The following is a 16,058-nucleotide window of genomic DNA, read 5'->3' as shown; positions in this document are numbered from 1 at the left end:
GCTGTCGTACCAGCCATCGTCGTGGCGAGCGAGCATGCCGAGACGTGCGCGGTGCTCAGCGAGGAGATCCGGCGTCGCTACGGGGCCGACTACGAGGTGACGACCCGCCACGGGGCCGATGAGGCGGTGTCGACGTTGGTGGCCTACCGCGATGGCGGCGCGGAGGTCGCCCTGGTCGTCTCCGGGTACGGCGAGCACGACCGCGACGGCCTCGAGGTCCTGGCACGGGCACGGCGCCTGCACCCGGCAGCGATGCGAGCGGTGGCCGTCGGGTGGGGAGACTTCGGGCGAGCCCGGGAGGTGTTCGATGCGCTGGCCACCGGGGAGATCCACCAGTACCTGGTCCGCCCGGAGCACCGCCCGGACGAGGAGTTCCACCGCTCGGTGACCGAGCTCCTCGAGGACTGGACGCTCGGCAGCGAGACCGGGTTCGAGGCGGTCCGGGTGATCGGTGACCCGAAGACGTCCAGGAGCCACGAGCTGCGGGACAGCTTCGCCCGGAACCACATCCCGATCGGCTTCCACGACGTCCGCTCCGACACCGGTCGACGGATGCTCGACTCCCTCGGGCTCGATGATCCCGAGCTGCCGGTGGTGGTCGTCCGCTTCACCGCCGAGCCCACGGTGCTCGCCAACCCGACCGACCTCGAGATCGCCGACGCGTTCGGGCTCATGGAGCCGCTGCCGGCGGACGCGCACTTCGACGTGGCCATCATCGGGGCTGGCCCGGCCGGTCTCGCCGCTGCCGTGTATGCCGCCTCGGAGGGGCTCGACACCCTCGTCATCGAGGCGGAGGCGGTGGGTGGCCAAGCCGGCACCAGCTCCCTCATCCGCAACTACCCGGGCTTCCCCCGTGGCGTCAGCGGACACCGACTGACCTACAGCGCCTTCCAACAGGCGTGGTCCTTCGGGGCCACCTTCCAGTTCATGCGGAAGGTCACCGGACTCCGTGGCGATGGCGCCGACCGGGTCATCGAGATGTCGGACGGCTCGTCGGTGCGGGCCGCTGCGGTCGTGATCGCCACGGGATCGAGCTACCGGCGCCTCGACGTGCCGGAGCTGGAGGCGCTCATCGGCAACGGCGTGTTCTACGGCGCAGCCGTGTCCGAGGCCCCGGCGATGGTCGGCAAGGCCGTCTTCGTGGTCGGCGGAGGCAACTCGGCAGGCCAGGCGGCGGTGCACCTGGCCAAGTACGCCGACCGCGTCACGTTGCTGGTGCGCGGCGGCGATCTCGCGGCGAGCATGTCGGAGTACCTCATCAGGGAGCTGGATGCCTCGCCGAACATCAGCATCCGCTTCGACGTGGAGGTCGTCGGTGGCGGCGGACCCGACGGCCTCGACCGCCTCGTCGTCCGCGACCGGACCACCGGCGACGACGAAGCGGTGGCGGCCGACGCGCTGTTCCTGCTGATCGGATCACGGCCGCACACGGGATGGCTGGAAGGGTCTGTCGCTCGCGACGAGTGGGGCTTCGTCTGCACCGGGCAGGACCTGTCGGAGGAGCGGTCCGACCGGCCGCCGCTGCCGCTGGAGACCAGCATGCCCGGCGTGTTCGCCGTCGGTGACGTGCGGCGCGGATCGGTCAAACGTGTGGCGTCGGCGGTCGGAGAGGGCGCGATCGCCGTGCAGTACCTGCACCGCTACCTGGAGGAGATGCGGCGCGTTGCCGTCGGTTCGAGCTGACGTGGCCCCGCAGGGAGGCGCTGCCGAACAGCGGAGGCTCAGCGGTGGGATGCGGGCGCTGCTGTGGGTGGCGACCGCGCTGGTGTTCCTCGCCGGCGTCCAGCTGTTCCTGTTCCCCGAGCGGACGGAGCGCTTCTTCGCCTGGACGATCAACCCACCGCTCACGGCCGCGTTCCTCGGTGCCGCGTACTGGTCGAGCGTGGCCTTCGAGGCACGCGCCGCGATGGCGAGGCGCTGGGTGGACGCCCGGATCGCGGTGCCGACCGTGTTCGTCTTCACGACGCTCACCCTCGTCGTCACCCTCGTCCACCTCGATGCCTTCCACCTCGAGGCGACCAACGAGCTGGGCACGCGAGCCGTCACCTGGGCGTGGATCGCGATCTACGTCGTCGTGCCGGTCGTCATGGCGGTGCTGTGGATCGCGCAGGAGCGGATGCCGGGGCCGGATCCCCCCCGGGGGCTCCCGTTGCCGGGGTCGCTGCGCGCCCTGGTCGCCGGGCAGGCGCTCATCCTGTTCCCGCTGGGCCTGTACCTGCTGCTCGCGCCGGAGGACGCGGCCTCGCTGTGGCCCTGGGAGCTGAGTGCGCTCACCGGGCGGGCGACGGGCGCCTGGGTGCTGAGCCTCGGCGTGGCGGCGGCACACGCCGTCGTGGAGCGCGACGTCGCACGTCTGCAGCCGGCCGCGGTCGCCTACCTCACGTTCGGGGTGCTCCAGACCATCGCGCTCCTCCGATACCCCGACACGGTGGACTGGGGAGACCCGTCGACGATCGCCTACGCCGCGTTCCTCGCCAGCGCGATCGTGGCTGGTGGCGCCACATCGTGGCTCCACCGCCGAAGGCGGCGCCTGGGCTGAGGCACCGGGCCGCCGGCGCCCCGCTCGCCCATGGTGAACCGCCGGCGGATCGGGTACTGGCGGAACATGGACCACTTCGTGCGACGGCACCGTGACCGCCTCCAGGTGCTGGCCGGCGTCGCGCTCGGCGTCGCCGTCGCCGCGGTGGCGCTCGTCGCCGACAGCGCCGTCGAGCTGCCCATGCAGATCCCGACGACCAACGCCCTGTCGCTGCTCGCCGCCACGTTCTCCGCGCTGGTCACCGCCGGGGCCTTCGCCTTCTGGATGCTGCCGCTGGCCGCTCAGCTGGCCGCATCGGCGGTCCCGCCCACCATCGTCGCCGGCCGGCTCCACGGGCGCTTCCAGCGCCGGGTCATCACGGTGACGCTCGGGGCGCTCGCCTACACCGCGGTGGCCGCGGCTGCCGTTCCGTCATCGGAGGACGGGTCGGCGCCGACGATCACGACTGCGCTCGGGGCAACGCTCGGGGTCGCAGCCATCGCCGCGCTGCTCGTGGCGATCGAGCACGCCGTGCGCTCGACCCGGCCGAGCGTGCTCGTCTCCGAGGTGGCCCACGGCGTGATCGACAGCATCCGGGCAGCCGGCCGCAGCGCGGCCGAACAGGACGTCGATGCGTCGCCGGCCTCCGGGTCGTCCACCGCGTCGGTCGTGGCGCCGGCGACCGGGTGGCTGCACGCGGTCGACGAGGACGCGCTGCTGGGAGCGGTGCCCGAGGGAACGACCGTGTCGCTCCAGGTCGGGCTGGGTGCCTTCCTCGTCGAGGGCTGGACGACGGTGGCGACCGTGCGCGGCCCGGACATCGGCGAGGAGGTCGGGGGAAGGCTCGAGCCGCACTTCGTCGTGGACATCGAACGGTCGGCGGACCAGGCGCTCGTCGGTCAGCTCACGCAGTTCACCGACATCGCGGTGCACGCCGGCTCGGGGAGCTCGGGGGCACCGTCGGTCGTCTACGAGACGATCTGGTACCTGGGCGCGATCCTGCACGAGCTCGTGCAGCACCGGCTGGGCCGGACGGCGCGCCGCACCGACGACGGGCGCGTGCTCGAGTGGTCGCCGGACCCCGACGCCGCGACGCTCGCCAACGTGGCGACCGATCGCATCCGCCAGGTCACCGCGGCCGAGCCGGCCATGGCGTTGGAGCTGGTCCGCGTGCTGGTGGATGTGCGGCGGGCCGCCTGCCGTGCCGGGCGTGACGAGCTGGTCGACGTGCTCGACGACCAGGCCGACCTGATCGTGGAGCAGTGCCGTCGGGCCGATCCGCTGCCGAACGACCTGGAGCGGGTCGTCGCGGCGCGGCGCGGTGGTCGCCACGCCGACCGCACGGCCGAGCGGGACGAGGAGTACGTCACGGCCTGAGCGGGAGCATCGTGCCGCGTCGGTAGCCTCACGGCACCCGCCCGGCGACCCGTCGGGGGTGACGTCCTCGAGGCCACGCACACCGATGTCCACCCGAGCACTCATCGGAGCCGCTGCCGTCGTCGTGGGGGTCGCGGTGCTCTCCGTCCTGGCCATCGGGGCGGTGCGGGCGAGCGACGCAGCGCCTGAGCCGTGCCGGGGTGGCACGACCGCCGCGGGGGTGCGCTGTCCGACAGACGTCGGCCCTGCGCCGGCCGCGCCGGACAGCACGGGCCCACCCGGCTCCGTCCCGGTCGCCAACGCACCCGACGCGGCACCGCTCGTGCGCCTCGACCTGCCGCCGGCACCGGACCCGGATCGACCGGCGACGCTGCTGGCGCTGACCGAGCCGTCGCCGTCGCTGCCCAACCCCTTCGTCCTGGTGGAGGGGGATCGGTACCTGATGTTCACCACCGAGGCCCGGGACGCGGTCGGGGCCAAGCAGAACGTGCCCGTGCTCGAATCCGCCGACCTGCAGACCTGGCACTTCGTGCGTGATGCGCTGCCGACCGTCGGCGCCTGGGCGGTGCCGGAGGCGACGTGGGCCCCGGACGTGGCCAGGATCGACGACGGGTGGGTCCTCTTCTACACGGCACGGGTCGCGGACCTGGATCCCCCGACGCAGTGCATCGGGGCGGCCGTGGGCACCTCGCCGGAGGGTCCGTACCACCCACAGCCCGAGCCGATCGTGTGCCAGCTGGACCGCGGCGGCAGCATCGACCCGCGCACGTTCCGAGACCGGGAAGGCACGTGGTGGCTGCACTGGAAGTCCGACGACAACCGCGACGTCGAGGGCACCTCGACCTCCACCATCCACGCCCAGCGCCTCGACGTCACGGGCACGGCCCTGGTCGGGGAGCCAGCCGCCATCCTCGAGGTGACCCAGCCGTGGGAGGGTCGCATCGTCGAAGCGCCCCACCTGATCGAGGCGGACGGTCGCCTGTGGCTCTTCTACTCGGGCAACTGGTTCAACCAGCCGGCGTACGGCATCGGGGTGGCGGCCTGCGACACGCCGGCGGGACCGTGCACGAAGCCCTTCGACGGGCCGTGGCTGTCGTCCAACGCCCAGGGCGAGGGGCCGGGGGAGGGGTCCTTGTTCCTCGACCGCGACGGCCGCTGGCGGTTGGTCTACAGCCCGGTCGCCCAGCAGCACCGCATCGAGACCGACCGCCCCGTGGCCCTGGCCACGGTCGGCTTCGATGACCTCGGGCCCTACCTCGCCGACCCGGCGCCGGATCGCTGACCATCCGCCTGTCCGGTGGGTGGGGCGTGCAATCCTGGAGGGGCTCCGCGTCGTCCGCGATCCGGGGAACCAGCAGACGGCCATGTGGCGTCGAAGCAAGCACGCACGCCGATGTCTCGTCGGCACCGACATCGGGAAGGGATCGCACCGTCATCTCCCCGATGCAAAGGACCCCCACCATGGCTGACGCACCCCGCAACCCCGACGAGGCCAAGGGCCGCTTCAAGGAAGCGGCCGGCAACCTCACCGGCGACGAAGACCTCGAGAACGAAGGCAAGATCGACAAAGCCGTCGGCGGCGTCAAGGACGCTGCGGACAAGGCCGCAGACAAGGTCAAGGACGTGTTCCGCAAGGACTGACGACGGCCTCGACCGACATCTGCGCACAACACGGCCCCGGGCTCGCCCTGGGGCCGTGGCGCGTCCGGGCTCGGATGGGTCACCGGCTGTGACGCATGTCCCGGCGGCTGGGTGACGGGGAATGTTGCGAACGGGTAACGACAGTTCCTGCGGGTCACCGCACCCCCGACCACCCAGGAGCAGGCAACCCATGTCCGACACCACGAGCGATCTCCCCGAAGGCAGCACCTTCGATCGACTGAAGGCCAAGGCCAAGCAGGTGGCCGGCGACCTGTTCGACCGCGGTGACCTCGCCGCCGAGGGCGCCCTCGAAGAAGCCAGCATCGACCGCGCAGACGACGCCCGCGAGCAGATCGCCGAGGCCGAGCGCGCCGAGACCGAGGCCGAGCTCGAGGCCCGCCTCGCCGAGAACGAGATCGAGGCCGAGCGCGTCGAAGCCGAGGTCGAGGAGCAGCGCCGCCGGGACGAGGCCGAGCGGGCCGAAGCCCGCGCCGAAGCCCAGGTCGAGGCCCAGGCCGACCAGCGCGAGCAGGCGATCACCCGGCAGGAGGCCGCCGAGCGCAGCCAGGCCTCGCGTGAGCAGGTCGAGGCACTCGGCGAGCGCGCCGAGGCCGAGGAGGACGTCGCCCGCCTCGAGGCGGAGGCCGACGCGGCCAAGGCCAACGCCGCCCGCCTGAGCGCCCTCGACGCCGAGGAGCAGTCGTGACCCGCACCACCACCCGAGACGAGGACCAGAACATGATCTCCCAGCTCAAGGCCCTGCCCCGAGGGGCCGTGCTCACCACGTTGCGGCTGTGGCGCACGCCGGTCGGGCTCGCCGAGTCCGTGTTCGCCAAGGAGTCGGCCGGCCAGGCCGTCTCGACCTGGCCACCCGCCGTCGCCTACGACCGGATCGCCTCCTCGGTCGCCCATGTCGCCGGCGTCGTCTTCAACGACGAGATCCTGCTGCACACGGCCACGGTGAAGAAGGCCAAGGTGAGCCAGCTCGAAGCGGCCGCGGAGGCGGAGGCCGCTGCGGAGGCCAAGCGGGCCGAGGCCGAGGAGGAGCTGGCCGACAAGCGCTCCGAGGCCCAGCGCAAGGAGCGGGCGGCCGCCAAGCGAGCCGAGAAGCGCAAGGCGCAGGCTCGCACCGAGGAGCAGCAGGCCAAGCAGCGCGTGAAGAAGCAGGCGGCCGCCAAGGAGAAGGCCGCCGCCGACGCCGCGACGCGCGAGCAGGAGCGCATCGACGCCGAGGCCCGCGAGGCCAAGCAGCGCGAGCTCGAGGCCGAGAAGGAGGCGCTCGCCGAGCAGCGCGAGGCGCTCCAGGCCACCAAGGCCGCAGCCACCACCAAGAAGGCGGCCGAGGTCGTCAAGTCAGCACGCAAGTCGGCTCGCTGACCTGACCCCCGAACGCGAACGAGGGCCTCCCGATGGGGAGGCCCTCGTCGCTCGTCGGGGGTGCTGCTACTTCAACAGCGGGTCGCGGGGCAGGCCGAGGATGCGCTCGCCGATCTGGTTGCGCTTGATCTCGGACGTGCCGCCGGCGATCGACATGCCGCGGTGCATCAGCACGAGCTGGTTGCTCATGCCGCCGGCACCGTCCATGAAGGCGGCGTCGGGGCCGTTGAGCTCGGTGAGGATGGCGGCGGCCTCGTGGCCGACCTCGGAGAGCACCAGCTTGGTCATGGCCCCCTCGGGGCCGGGCTCGCTGCCGGCGACGGCACGGTTGGCGGCCCGCAGGTTCAGCAGGCCCATGGCCTGGTGCTGGGCGATGTAGCGCCCGACGCGAGCGGCGCCGCCGGTGAGGCGGTCCGGGTTGGCGTCGTAGGGCGGGACGAGCGCAGCGCCCGGCATCGACATGCCGCCGCCACCGCCGCCGATGCTCACGCTCTCGTTGCCGAGGGTGGAGCGGGCGACGGTCCAGCCGCCGTCGACGGGGCCGACCACGTCGTCGTCGGGGACGAAGACGTCGTTGAAGAACACCTCGTTGAACTCCGAGCCGCCGTTGGTCATCTTCAGCGGTCGGACCTCGACGCCCTCGGCGTGCATGTCGATGGCCATCATCGTGATGCCGTCGTGCTTGGGCACGTCGGGGTTGGTGCGCACGGTGGCGAAGCCCATGCCGGAGTAGTGGGCGCCGGAGGTCCAGACCTTCTGGCCGTTGACCAGCCAGCCGCCGTCGACCCGGGTGGCCTTGGTCTTGACGCCCGCGGCGTCGGAGCCGGCGTCGGGCTCGGAGAACAGCTGGCACCAGACGACGTCCTGGTTCAGCGCAGGGAGGACCCAGCGGTCGAGCTGGTCCTGGTTGCCGTGCTGGATGATGGTGAGGATGTTCCAGGCGGTGATGCCGTAGGCGGGGCGCTGGATGCCGGCCTTGGCGAACTCCTCCTCGATGACGAGCTGCTCGATGGCGCCGGCGGCGCGGCCGTAGGGCTTGGGCCACTGGGGCATGACGTAGCCGGTCTCGATCAGCTTCGCCCGCTGCTCCTCCTTCGACAGGTCCTTGATGGACTCGGCGAAGGTCCGCACCTCGTCGCGGATGGCCTCGGCCTCGGGCGGCAGCTCGACGGCCTTGGCCCGGGTGACGCCCGAGCGGGTGAGGTCGACCAGGTCGGCGGCGGCCTGCTTGGGCTCGAGCAGCGTCAGCAGGGTGGTGGCCCGACGCATGTACAGGTGCGCGTCGTGCTCCCAGGTGATGGCGATGCCGCCGTGCACCTGGGTGTTGAGGTTGGCGCACAGGTCGGCGGCGGGCCCGGCCAGCGTGGCGGCCACGGCCGCGGCGTAGCTGAGCTGATCGCCGCCGGTGGCGGCGGCGCGGGCGGCGTCCCAGACGGCGCTGGTGGTGAGCTCGCGGGCCACGGCCATGTTGGCGCAGTGGTGCTTGACCGCCTGGTACATGGCGATCGGGCGGCCGAACTGCTCGCGCTCCTTGGCGTAGGCGGCCGCCATGTCGGTGGTCTCCTGGGCCACGCCGGCGGCCTCGGCCGACAGGATCACGCGGGCCAGGTCCACGAACAGGCGGGCCGCGCCGGGGATCACGGTGGCGGCGGCGCCGTCGAAGGTGACGCGCGACGAGCGCCGGGTGGGGTCGAGGTTGGCGGGGGTGTCGACCGTGACGCCCTCGCCGGCGTCGATGATGGCGACGTCGTCGCCGGCCCGCACCACGAACACGGCGGCGAGGCCGCCGCCCAGCACGGGGCTGGCCTGGCCCGACGCGGTGCCGCCCGACACGGTGACCGAGCCGGTGAGGCCGATCGCGCCGATGGCGGAGCCGTCGGCGAGCCCGGGGAGCCGGGCCGCCTGCAGCTCGTCGTCGCCGGCGGCGGCGACGAGCGCGCTGGCGATGACCGTGGGGACGAAGGGGCCCGGGGCGACGACCCGGCCGAGCTGCTCGACCACGATGACGAGCTCTTCGAGGGTGTAGCCGGAGCCGCCGTGGGCCTCGGGCACGTGGAGGCCCAGCCAGCCGAGGCTGACCAGGTCCTTCCACAGATCGGGGAGGGCTTCGTCGTCGGACTCGAGCAGGGCTCGGGCGGCGCCGCGGGCGTCTCGCTTGGTCAGGAGGTCGGACGCCGTGTCGGACAGGGCGCGGTGGTCATCAGTGATCGCGATCGACATGGCAGGAGACTAGGCAACGCAGGTTGCCAGTGCCCCGTCGCCGGTTCGTCTCCCGTCGCGGGTCCACGGCTCGGAGATAACGATCGGCGAAACAACCCGAGGGTGCCCGGGACGTGGAGGCTCGCCGAGCGTACGTTCCACCCATGGATCCGCACGCCATCGACGTCGCTCCGGGCTCCGGTTCGGCCTCCGCTCGCGTGCTGGTCGTCGAGGACGATCGGAACCTCGCTGACGTGGTCGCCCGGTACCTGGAGCGCGAAGGCTTCGCCGTGGAGGTCGTCCACGACGGCGAGACGGGGCTGCGCCGTGCCCTCGAGTCGCTGCCGGATCTGGTCGTGCTCGACCTGATGCTGCCCCGCTTGCACGGCATCGAGCTGTTCCGCCGGATGCGCCAGGTCGCCCCGATCCCAGTGGTCATGCTGACAGCCCGAGGCTCGGAGGAGGACCGGGTGACCGGGCTCGAGCTGGGTGCTGACGACTACGTCGCCAAGCCGTTCTCCCCGCGGGAGCTCACGGCCCGGGTGCGAGCCGTCCTGCGGCGAGCGACCGCGGCGATCGAGGTCCAGGGTGATTCGGTCCTGCGGGCCGGAGACGTCGAGCTGGACATGGTCGCCCACGAGGCGCGCCGAGCCGGGGCGCCGCTGCCGCTCACGGCCCGCGAGCTCGACCTCCTCGGCTATCTCATGGCCCATCCTCGACAGGCCTTCACGAGGCGCGAGCTCCTCCGCGACGTCTGGGGCCACGACATCGGTGACACCGCCACGGTCACCGTGCACGTCCAGCGCCTCCGCGACAAGGTCGAGGCGGATCCGCGCGCGCCCCAGCACCTGGTCACCGTCCGCGGCGTCGGCTATCGGTTCGAACCATGAGCGCCACCAGCACGAACGGGGGCAACCGCGTCTGGCTGGCCATCGTGGTCGCCGGGGTCGCCGCCGCCCTCCTGGCCGCAGTGCTCGCCGGCGTCAGCGCGCGCGACACGGCCACGCTCGTCCTCCTCGCCGGCGGTGCGGCGACCGCCGCGGCGGGCGGCACCGCCGTGCTGCTCGCCCGTGTGCGGCGTCGGGATCTGCGCGTGCAGCTCGTGGTCGTCGCGCTGGTCGGTGTCGTCGCCACCGCTGCCGGCGTCGGGGTTGCGGCGCAGGCGATGTTCCTGTCTGCACACGATCTCGGCGTCCTGAGCGTGGTGCTGGTGCTTTCGGGGTCCGTGGGGGTGAGCGCGGCCTGGGTCCTCGGGCGGCGCATCGGCGACAGCGTCGAGGCGGTCGGGGATCGCATCGACGCACTGGCCGGGGACGAGGTCCCCGCACCGCCGACCGGACTGGCCACGTCGGAGCTGCAACGGTTGTCCGAGGTGCTGGCGGCGACGCACCACCAGCTCGTGGACGCACGCCAGCGAGCCAGTCGGCTGGAGTCGTCGCGGCGCGAGCTGGTCGCGTGGGTGTCCCACGACCTGCGCAGCCCCATCGGCGCGGTGCGGGCCATGGCCGAGGCGCTCGAGGACGGGGTGGTGACCGGACCCGAGGACGTGGCGTCGTACCACCGGGCCATCGTTCAGGAGGTCCAGCGCCTCGCCCGGCTGGTCGACGACCTGTTCGAGCTTTCCCGCATCGAGGCCGGTGCCCCGGCTGCCGACGTCCCCTTCGTGCCCCTGCACGAGCTCGTCGCTGATGTCATCGAGGCGGCGGCCGTCCGAGCCGATGCGCACGGCGTCACGCTCCACGCCGACGTCGACGATCTCGGCCCCGAGCTGGTCGTGGCCGCCGATGTGCGGCGGGCCATCGACAACGTCGTCGACAACGCCATCCGGCACACGCCCATGGGTGGATCCGTGCGGGCGACCGCCCGGGCCGACGGCGCCGGCCTCGAGGTCGTGGTCTGGGACGAGTGCGGCGGGATCCCGGCATCGGAGCTGGATCGCGTCTTCGACGTGGCCTTCCGCGGGGACGACTCGCGGTCTCGGGACACCGGCGGTGGGGGCCTCGGCCTGGCCATCGCCCGCGGGCTGGTCGAAGCCCGCGCCGGCGGCATCTCCGTGCGCAACCGGGCCCCCGGCTGCGAGTTCACCGTCCGCCTGCCTGCCGAGGCCCCGCAATGACCCTGCCCCCCAGCGACCCGAGCCGCAGCAGACGGGAGCGTCGCTGGCGCGGGGCCGTCGCGGGCATCGTCGCGGCGGGTGCCGCGCTCGCCGCGGGTCAGCTGCCGAGCGCGATCGCCGGTGAGGCCGAGGGGCCGGTCACCGCGGTCGGCAACGTCTTCGTCGACCGGTTCGCAGCGTCGCTCAAGGACATCGCGATCCAGCTCTTCGGTCAGAACGACAAGGTCGCCCTGGTCGTCGGCATCGTCGTCATCAGCCTCCTGCTCGGTGCGGCCCTCGGCGTGCTGGCCTTGCGCTCGTTCGCGCTGGCTGCCGTCGGGCTCGGGGCCTTCGCCGTCGTCGGCCTGATCGCCGTGGTGACCGACTCCAGCGCGGGCGGCGGTGTGGCTGTGGCATCTGCCCTCACGGGCGGGGTCGCGGGCATCGGCGTCCTGGGGCTGCTCATGCACCAGATCGGTCGGGGACCCGACCTCGCGACGACGTTGCACCGGGCCGGCGACGTGGAGGATCCGCGCGTTCGCACGCCCGATCGCCGGACGTTCCTCGGGGTGAGCGCCGCCGCGGGCGCAGCGGCCGCCCTCACGGCCGTGGGCGCGCGGTCACTGCGGGGTCGGTCCATCGTCGATGCCCAGCGGGACGCGCTCGTGCTGCCGCAACCGGTCCGGAGCACGCCGCTGCAGGCGGAGGTGCTCGAGATCCCCGGTGTCAGCCCCTACGTCACGCCGACGGAGGACTTCTACCGGATCGACACCGCGCTCGTGACGCCGAGGGTGGACGCCGAGTCGTGGCGACTTCGTGTCGGGGGACTGGTCGAGGAACCCTTCGAGCTCACCTTCGACGAGCTCTTGGAGATGGACGTGGTCGAGGAGCCAGTCACGATCGCGTGCGTCTCGAACGAGGTCGGTGGGGGGCTGGTCGGCAACGCCGTCTGGCTCGGCGTACCGCTCGCCGACCTGCTCGATCGGGCCGGCGTGCGGGCAGAGGGCACCCAGGTCGTCGGCCGGTCCACCGACGGCTTCACGGTCGGGTTCCCGACGGACGTGGCCACCGATGGTCGCGTGGCCATGGTCGCGGTGGGCATGAACGGCGAGCCGCTGCCCGCCGACCACGGCTACCCCGCGCGCCTGATCGTCGCCGGCCTCTACGGCTACGTGTCGGCGACCAAGTGGCTGACCGAGATCGAGCTCACCCGCTTCGAGGACTTCGACGCCTACTGGATCCCCCGTGGATGGTCGAAGCTCGGTCCGGTCAAGACCCAGTCCCGCATCGATGTCCCTCGCCGCACCGTGGACGCCGGCGTGGTGCCGGTCGCCGGGGTGGCGTGGGCGCCGCACATCGGCATCGCGGCCGTCGAGGTCAGCATCGATGACGGTCCGTGGCAGCCCGCCGAGCTCCGCGGCACCGCCAACGACAGCACCTGGGCCCAGTGGGTCCACCAGTGGGACGCGACCCCGGGTGCGCACACCATCCGCTGCCGGGCCACCGACGCCACGGGCAGCACCCAGACCGCCGAGCGCAGCGACCCTGCGCCGGACGGCGCGACCGGGCTCCACACCGTCCAGGTGACGGTGCGGGGCTGACGGGCGCGGACACCCACCCCAACCGGAAGGAACCAGCCATGCACCGCCTCTCCCGTTCGACGCGCCTGCTCCTCGGCCTGGCCGTGGGCATCGGCCTCACCGCCGGGGCCTGCGGCGACGACGACGACACCGTCGACACCGACCCGACCCAGGAGGTCGACGACATGACCGAGGACATGACCGAGGACGAGATGTCGGAGGACGAGATGTCGGAGGACGACATGTCCGAGGACGACATGTCCGAGGACGACGAGATGATGGAGGGGGAGATGGAGGACGAGGGCTGAGCCGTCGGGTGGGTGGGCCTACCGACCGGTCGGTAGGCTTTACCCGGTGAACCGAGCTCTCCCCCCGGACGAGCGGTTGAACGTGCGCACGTCGCTGCCGTTCCTCGCCTTCCACCTCATCCCGCTCGCCGCGATCTGGACCGGCGTGCCGGCCGGAGCGGTGGTGCTCGCGGTCGTCTCCTACGTCGTGCGGATGTTCTTCATCACCGCCGGCTACCACCGCTACTTCGCCCACCGGGCCTACCGGCTCCCCCGGTGGGCGCAAGCGGTGATGGCCTTCGGCGGCACGACCGCCCTGCAGAAGGGCCCGTTGTGGTGGGCCGCCCACCACCGGGACCACCACCGGTGGTCCGACACCGAGCGAGACGTGCACTCGCCGACCCGCGGCTTCTGGTGGAGCCACGTGGGCTGGATCCTGTGCGACAAGTACTCCGACACCGACGAGGCGCGCATCCGGGACTTCGCCAAGTACCCCGAGCTGCGGTGGCTGAACCGCAACGACTGGGTCGGCCCGGTCTCGCTGGCCGTCGCCAGCTTCCTGATCGCCGGCTGGGCCGGGCTCGTGATCGGCTTCGGTGCCTCCACGATCGCCGTCTGGCACGGCACGTTCCTCGTGAACTCCATGGCCCACGTCGTCGGACGGCGTCGCTACGTCACGTCGGACACCAGCCGGAACTCCGCCGTCATCGCCGTGCTGACCCTCGGCGAGGGGTGGCACAACAACCACCACCACTACCAGGCGAGCGCCCGCCAGGGCTTCCGCTGGTGGGAGTGGGATCCGAGCTTCTACGCGCTGTGGCTGCTCGAACGGGTCGGCATCGTCCGGGACCTGAAGCGCCCCTCCGAGCGGATCGTGCAGTCGAACCTGATCGAGGCCGGGCACTTCGACGTCGGCATGTTCCGGACCGGCTGGCAGCAGGCCGCAGCCCGGCTGGCGGCCATGGGCGACCAGGCCGGCGACGCCCTCGCCGAGCGCCGACAGGCCCTCGAGGACCGCATCGAGGCCGTGCGCCACGACCTCGACGCGCACCGTCGGGCGCAGCGCGAGGCGATGGCGGAGCTGGCCGCCGTCCGCCGAGCCGCTCGGACCGGTCGGCCGCTCGGCGCCTGAACCGGCTGGTCCACGTCCGGCACGTGGTTCGGCCGAGACTGCCTCGCCCGCTAGCATCTTCCAAAGATCGTTGGAGGATTGGTGATGGCTGCTCGAACCGCTCGCACGCGCCGGGACCGGACCCGCGTCGCGCTCCCCATCGTGGTGGCTGTCGCCGCCGCGATCGTGGCCATCGTGATGGCGGTGGGTGCCGGTGGGGCACCCGACGAGGCGGCCGACGGTGCTGCCGCTGACGCGCCCCGGGCCGGCGACGAACCCGCCGCCGGACCGGAGCACCGTGGGACGGGGCCGATGGCGAAGGGGGACGACGACGCCCCGGTCGTGATGGTCATGTACTCGGAGTTCCAGTGCCCGTTCTGCGGCAAGTTCGCGCGGGACACCGAACCCGAGCTGGTGGAGCGCTTCGTCGACGACGGCACCTTGCGGATCGAGTGGCGCGACCTGCCCTACCTCGGGCCGGAGTCGCTGCAGGCTGCGGTCGCCGGGCGCGCCGCGGCCGAGCAGGGTGGGTTCTGGGAGCTGGCCGATGCGCTGTTCGCCGATCAAGCACCGCCCAACAGCGGCCGCCTGACGGCGGAGCACCTGGTCGACGTGGCGAGCGGGCTGGGTCTGGATGCCGAGCGGTTCCGTGCCGACCTGGCGGACGCCGACCTGGTCGAGGCGGTCCGCGCCGACGTGGACGAGGCCGTCGGCTTCGGGGTCACGGGGACCCCGGCGTTCTTCGTGAACGGCCAGGTGATCATGGGCGCCCAGCCGGTCGAGGTGTTCGTGGAGGCCATCGAGCAGGCCGCGAACGCGGCCCGCTGAGCCGCCGATGTCGGAGGTCACGCTCCTCGCGGCCTTCGCCGCGGGCACGCTCGCCCTGCTCTCGCCGTGCAGCGCGCTGCTCGTCCCGTCGTTCTTCGCCTACGCGTTCGGCACGCGCACGGCGCTGCTCGCTCGGACCGCCCTGTTCGCGCTCGGCCTGGCCGCCGTGCTCGTGCCCCTCGGCATGGGGTCGAGCGCGGCCTCGTCCCTCGTCTACGGGAACCGGCAGACCATGATCGCCGTGGCCGGCTGGGCGATCATCGCCCTCGGGGTCTTCCAGGCGCTCGGCAAGGGCTTCACCCTGCCCTTCGCCGGCCGCCTCCAGGCGCGGACCGCCGGCATCGACGCGCGCGCCGGCGCGCTGCCCACGATCGCGCTCGGCGCCGTCTACGGACTGGCCGGCTTCTGCTCCGGTCCGGTCCTCGGTGCGATCCTGACCGTGGCCGCCACCGAGGAGGCTCCGGTCCGCGGCGGCATGCTGCTCGCCGTCTACGCCCTCGGCATGGCCGCTCCGCTGTTCGTGCTGGCGGCCCTGTGGGACCGCTTCGACCTCGGGCGTCGCCAGTGGCTCCGAGGGCGGCCGCTGCGCCTCGGTCCGGTGCGCACCCACACCACGTCGCTGCTGTCCGGGGCGCTCTTCGTCGCCATCGGAGCGCTGTTCCTCAGCTCCGAGGGCATGGTCGGGCTGACGGGGGTGCTCGGCGACACCACCGACCTCGAGTTCGATGCCCAGGCCTGGATCAGCGATCGGCTGGCGGTCGTCCCGGACTGGTCGGTGCCGGCGGTGATCGCCGTGGTCGCCGTGGGCGTGGCCTGGCGTCGGGCGCGTGACGGCGCGCCCGAGCACGTCGATCGCTGAGGGCCGGCCCGCTCAGCAGACGAAGCAGATCGGGGCGAGGAACCAGAGGACGGCGCCGCCGAGGGCCACGCCGGTGGCCGTCGTCGCGATCGTCTCGACCACGCTCGGCTCGTCGGTCGTGCCCTCCACGCCCTCGCGGCGCTCCGCGTCGGAGGTGGGGTCGGTCTCGGTGGGTGTCGTCATGAC

The 16,058-nt window shown here is 72.7% G+C and carries 16 protein-coding genes; 14 read left to right on the top strand and 2 right to left on the bottom strand.

The annotated features are described in order from the left end of the window. The first annotated feature begins 21 nt into the window (after positions 1–21). The 7 genes from RGQ06_RS19405 to RGQ06_RS19375 all read left to right on the top strand — a co-directional run bounded on the left by RGQ06_RS19405 (position 22) and on the right by RGQ06_RS19375 (position 6,913). A complete protein-coding gene (locus RGQ06_RS19405; RefSeq protein ID WP_432428034.1) occupies positions 22–1,683 on the top strand; it encodes an FAD-dependent oxidoreductase in 1,662 nt (553 codons plus the stop codon). A gap of 49 nt (positions 1,684–1,732) precedes the next feature. Beyond that, positions 1,733–2,539, top strand: coding sequence for a hypothetical protein (locus RGQ06_RS19400; protein WP_432428033.1), 807 nt, complete (start codon positions 1,733–1,735; stop codon positions 2,537–2,539). A 66-nt stretch (positions 2,540–2,605) separates the two neighbouring features. Beyond that, on the top strand, positions 2,606–3,895 hold the full coding sequence (locus tag RGQ06_RS19395) for a DUF2254 family protein (RefSeq protein WP_432428032.1): 1,290 nt from the start codon (positions 2,606–2,608) through the stop codon (positions 3,893–3,895). 85 nt (positions 3,896–3,980) lie between these two features. Beyond that, positions 3,981–5,177, top strand: a complete 1,197-nt coding sequence (locus tag RGQ06_RS19390) for a glycoside hydrolase family 43 protein (protein WP_432428031.1) — start codon at positions 3,981–3,983, stop codon at positions 5,175–5,177. A gap of 179 nt (positions 5,178–5,356) precedes the next feature. Further along, entirely contained in the window at positions 5,357–5,536 is a 180-nt protein-coding gene (locus RGQ06_RS19385; RefSeq protein WP_432428030.1) for a CsbD family protein, read from the top strand. Between the two features lie 190 nt (positions 5,537–5,726). Continuing rightward, the gene (locus RGQ06_RS19380) at positions 5,727–6,242 is read left to right on the top strand and encodes a hypothetical protein (protein ID WP_432428029.1); all 516 of its coding nucleotides are present in this window, start codon (positions 5,727–5,729) and stop codon (positions 6,240–6,242) included. Further along, positions 6,239–6,913: a hypothetical protein gene (locus RGQ06_RS19375; protein WP_432428028.1), complete on the top strand. Its 675-nt coding sequence runs from the start codon at positions 6,239–6,241 to the stop codon at positions 6,911–6,913. Before RGQ06_RS19380 ends, RGQ06_RS19375 begins: the two co-directional genes overlap by 4 nt. 66 nt (positions 6,914–6,979) lie before the next feature. Here RGQ06_RS19375 and RGQ06_RS19370 read toward each other — a convergent pair whose 3' ends face one another. Beyond that, positions 6,980–9,133 (bottom strand): acyl-CoA dehydrogenase, encoded by a 2,154-nt coding sequence (locus RGQ06_RS19370; protein WP_432428027.1) that lies wholly within the window; start codon positions 9,131–9,133, stop codon positions 6,980–6,982. Between the two features lie 143 nt (positions 9,134–9,276). On the opposite strand from RGQ06_RS19370, the gene RGQ06_RS19365 reads away from it, so the two are divergent. The 7 genes from RGQ06_RS19365 (at position 9,277) to RGQ06_RS19335 (ending at position 15,872) form a co-directional block, all read left to right on the top strand. After that, positions 9,277–10,002: a response regulator gene (locus RGQ06_RS19365; protein ID WP_432428026.1), complete on the top strand. Its 726-nt coding sequence runs from the start codon at positions 9,277–9,279 to the stop codon at positions 10,000–10,002. Then, a complete protein-coding gene (locus RGQ06_RS19360; RefSeq protein ID WP_432428025.1) occupies positions 9,999–11,228 on the top strand; it encodes a sensor histidine kinase in 1,230 nt (409 codons plus the stop codon). The genes RGQ06_RS19365 and RGQ06_RS19360 overlap by 4 nt, the downstream gene beginning before the upstream one ends. Continuing rightward, a complete protein-coding gene (locus RGQ06_RS19355; RefSeq protein WP_432428024.1) occupies positions 11,225–12,808 on the top strand; it encodes a molybdopterin-dependent oxidoreductase in 1,584 nt (527 codons plus the stop codon). Before RGQ06_RS19360 ends, RGQ06_RS19355 begins: the two co-directional genes overlap by 4 nt. Before the next feature lie 38 nt (positions 12,809–12,846). After that, positions 12,847–13,095: a hypothetical protein gene (locus RGQ06_RS19350; RefSeq protein ID WP_432428023.1), complete on the top strand. Its 249-nt coding sequence runs from the start codon at positions 12,847–12,849 to the stop codon at positions 13,093–13,095. 46 nt (positions 13,096–13,141) lie between these two features. Beyond that, the gene (locus tag RGQ06_RS19345; RefSeq protein WP_432428022.1) at positions 13,142–14,206 is read left to right on the top strand and encodes an acyl-CoA desaturase; all 1,065 of its coding nucleotides are present in this window, start codon (positions 13,142–13,144) and stop codon (positions 14,204–14,206) included. 84 nt (positions 14,207–14,290) lie between these two features. After that, entirely contained in the window at positions 14,291–15,013 is a 723-nt protein-coding gene (locus tag RGQ06_RS19340; protein WP_432428021.1) for a DsbA family protein, read from the top strand. 7 nt (positions 15,014–15,020) lie between these two features. After that, on the top strand, positions 15,021–15,872 hold the full coding sequence (locus RGQ06_RS19335) for a cytochrome c biogenesis CcdA family protein (protein WP_432428020.1): 852 nt from the start codon (positions 15,021–15,023) through the stop codon (positions 15,870–15,872). 12 nt (positions 15,873–15,884) lie between these two features. Here RGQ06_RS19335 and RGQ06_RS19330 read toward each other — a convergent pair whose 3' ends face one another. Then, positions 15,885–16,055: a hypothetical protein gene (locus RGQ06_RS19330; RefSeq protein ID WP_432428019.1), complete on the bottom strand. Its 171-nt coding sequence runs from the start codon at positions 16,053–16,055 to the stop codon at positions 15,885–15,887. Positions 16,056–16,058 lie beyond the last annotated feature (3 nt).

The organism is Salinilacustrithrix flava, assembly GCF_041228405.1.
In the GTDB taxonomy this organism is placed as follows: domain Bacteria; phylum Actinomycetota; class Acidimicrobiia; order Acidimicrobiales; family Salinilacustritrichaceae; genus Salinilacustrithrix; species Salinilacustrithrix flava.
The sequence above is the reverse complement of the archived record's forward strand: the minus strand, read 5'-3'. Positions and strand labels throughout refer to the sequence as shown.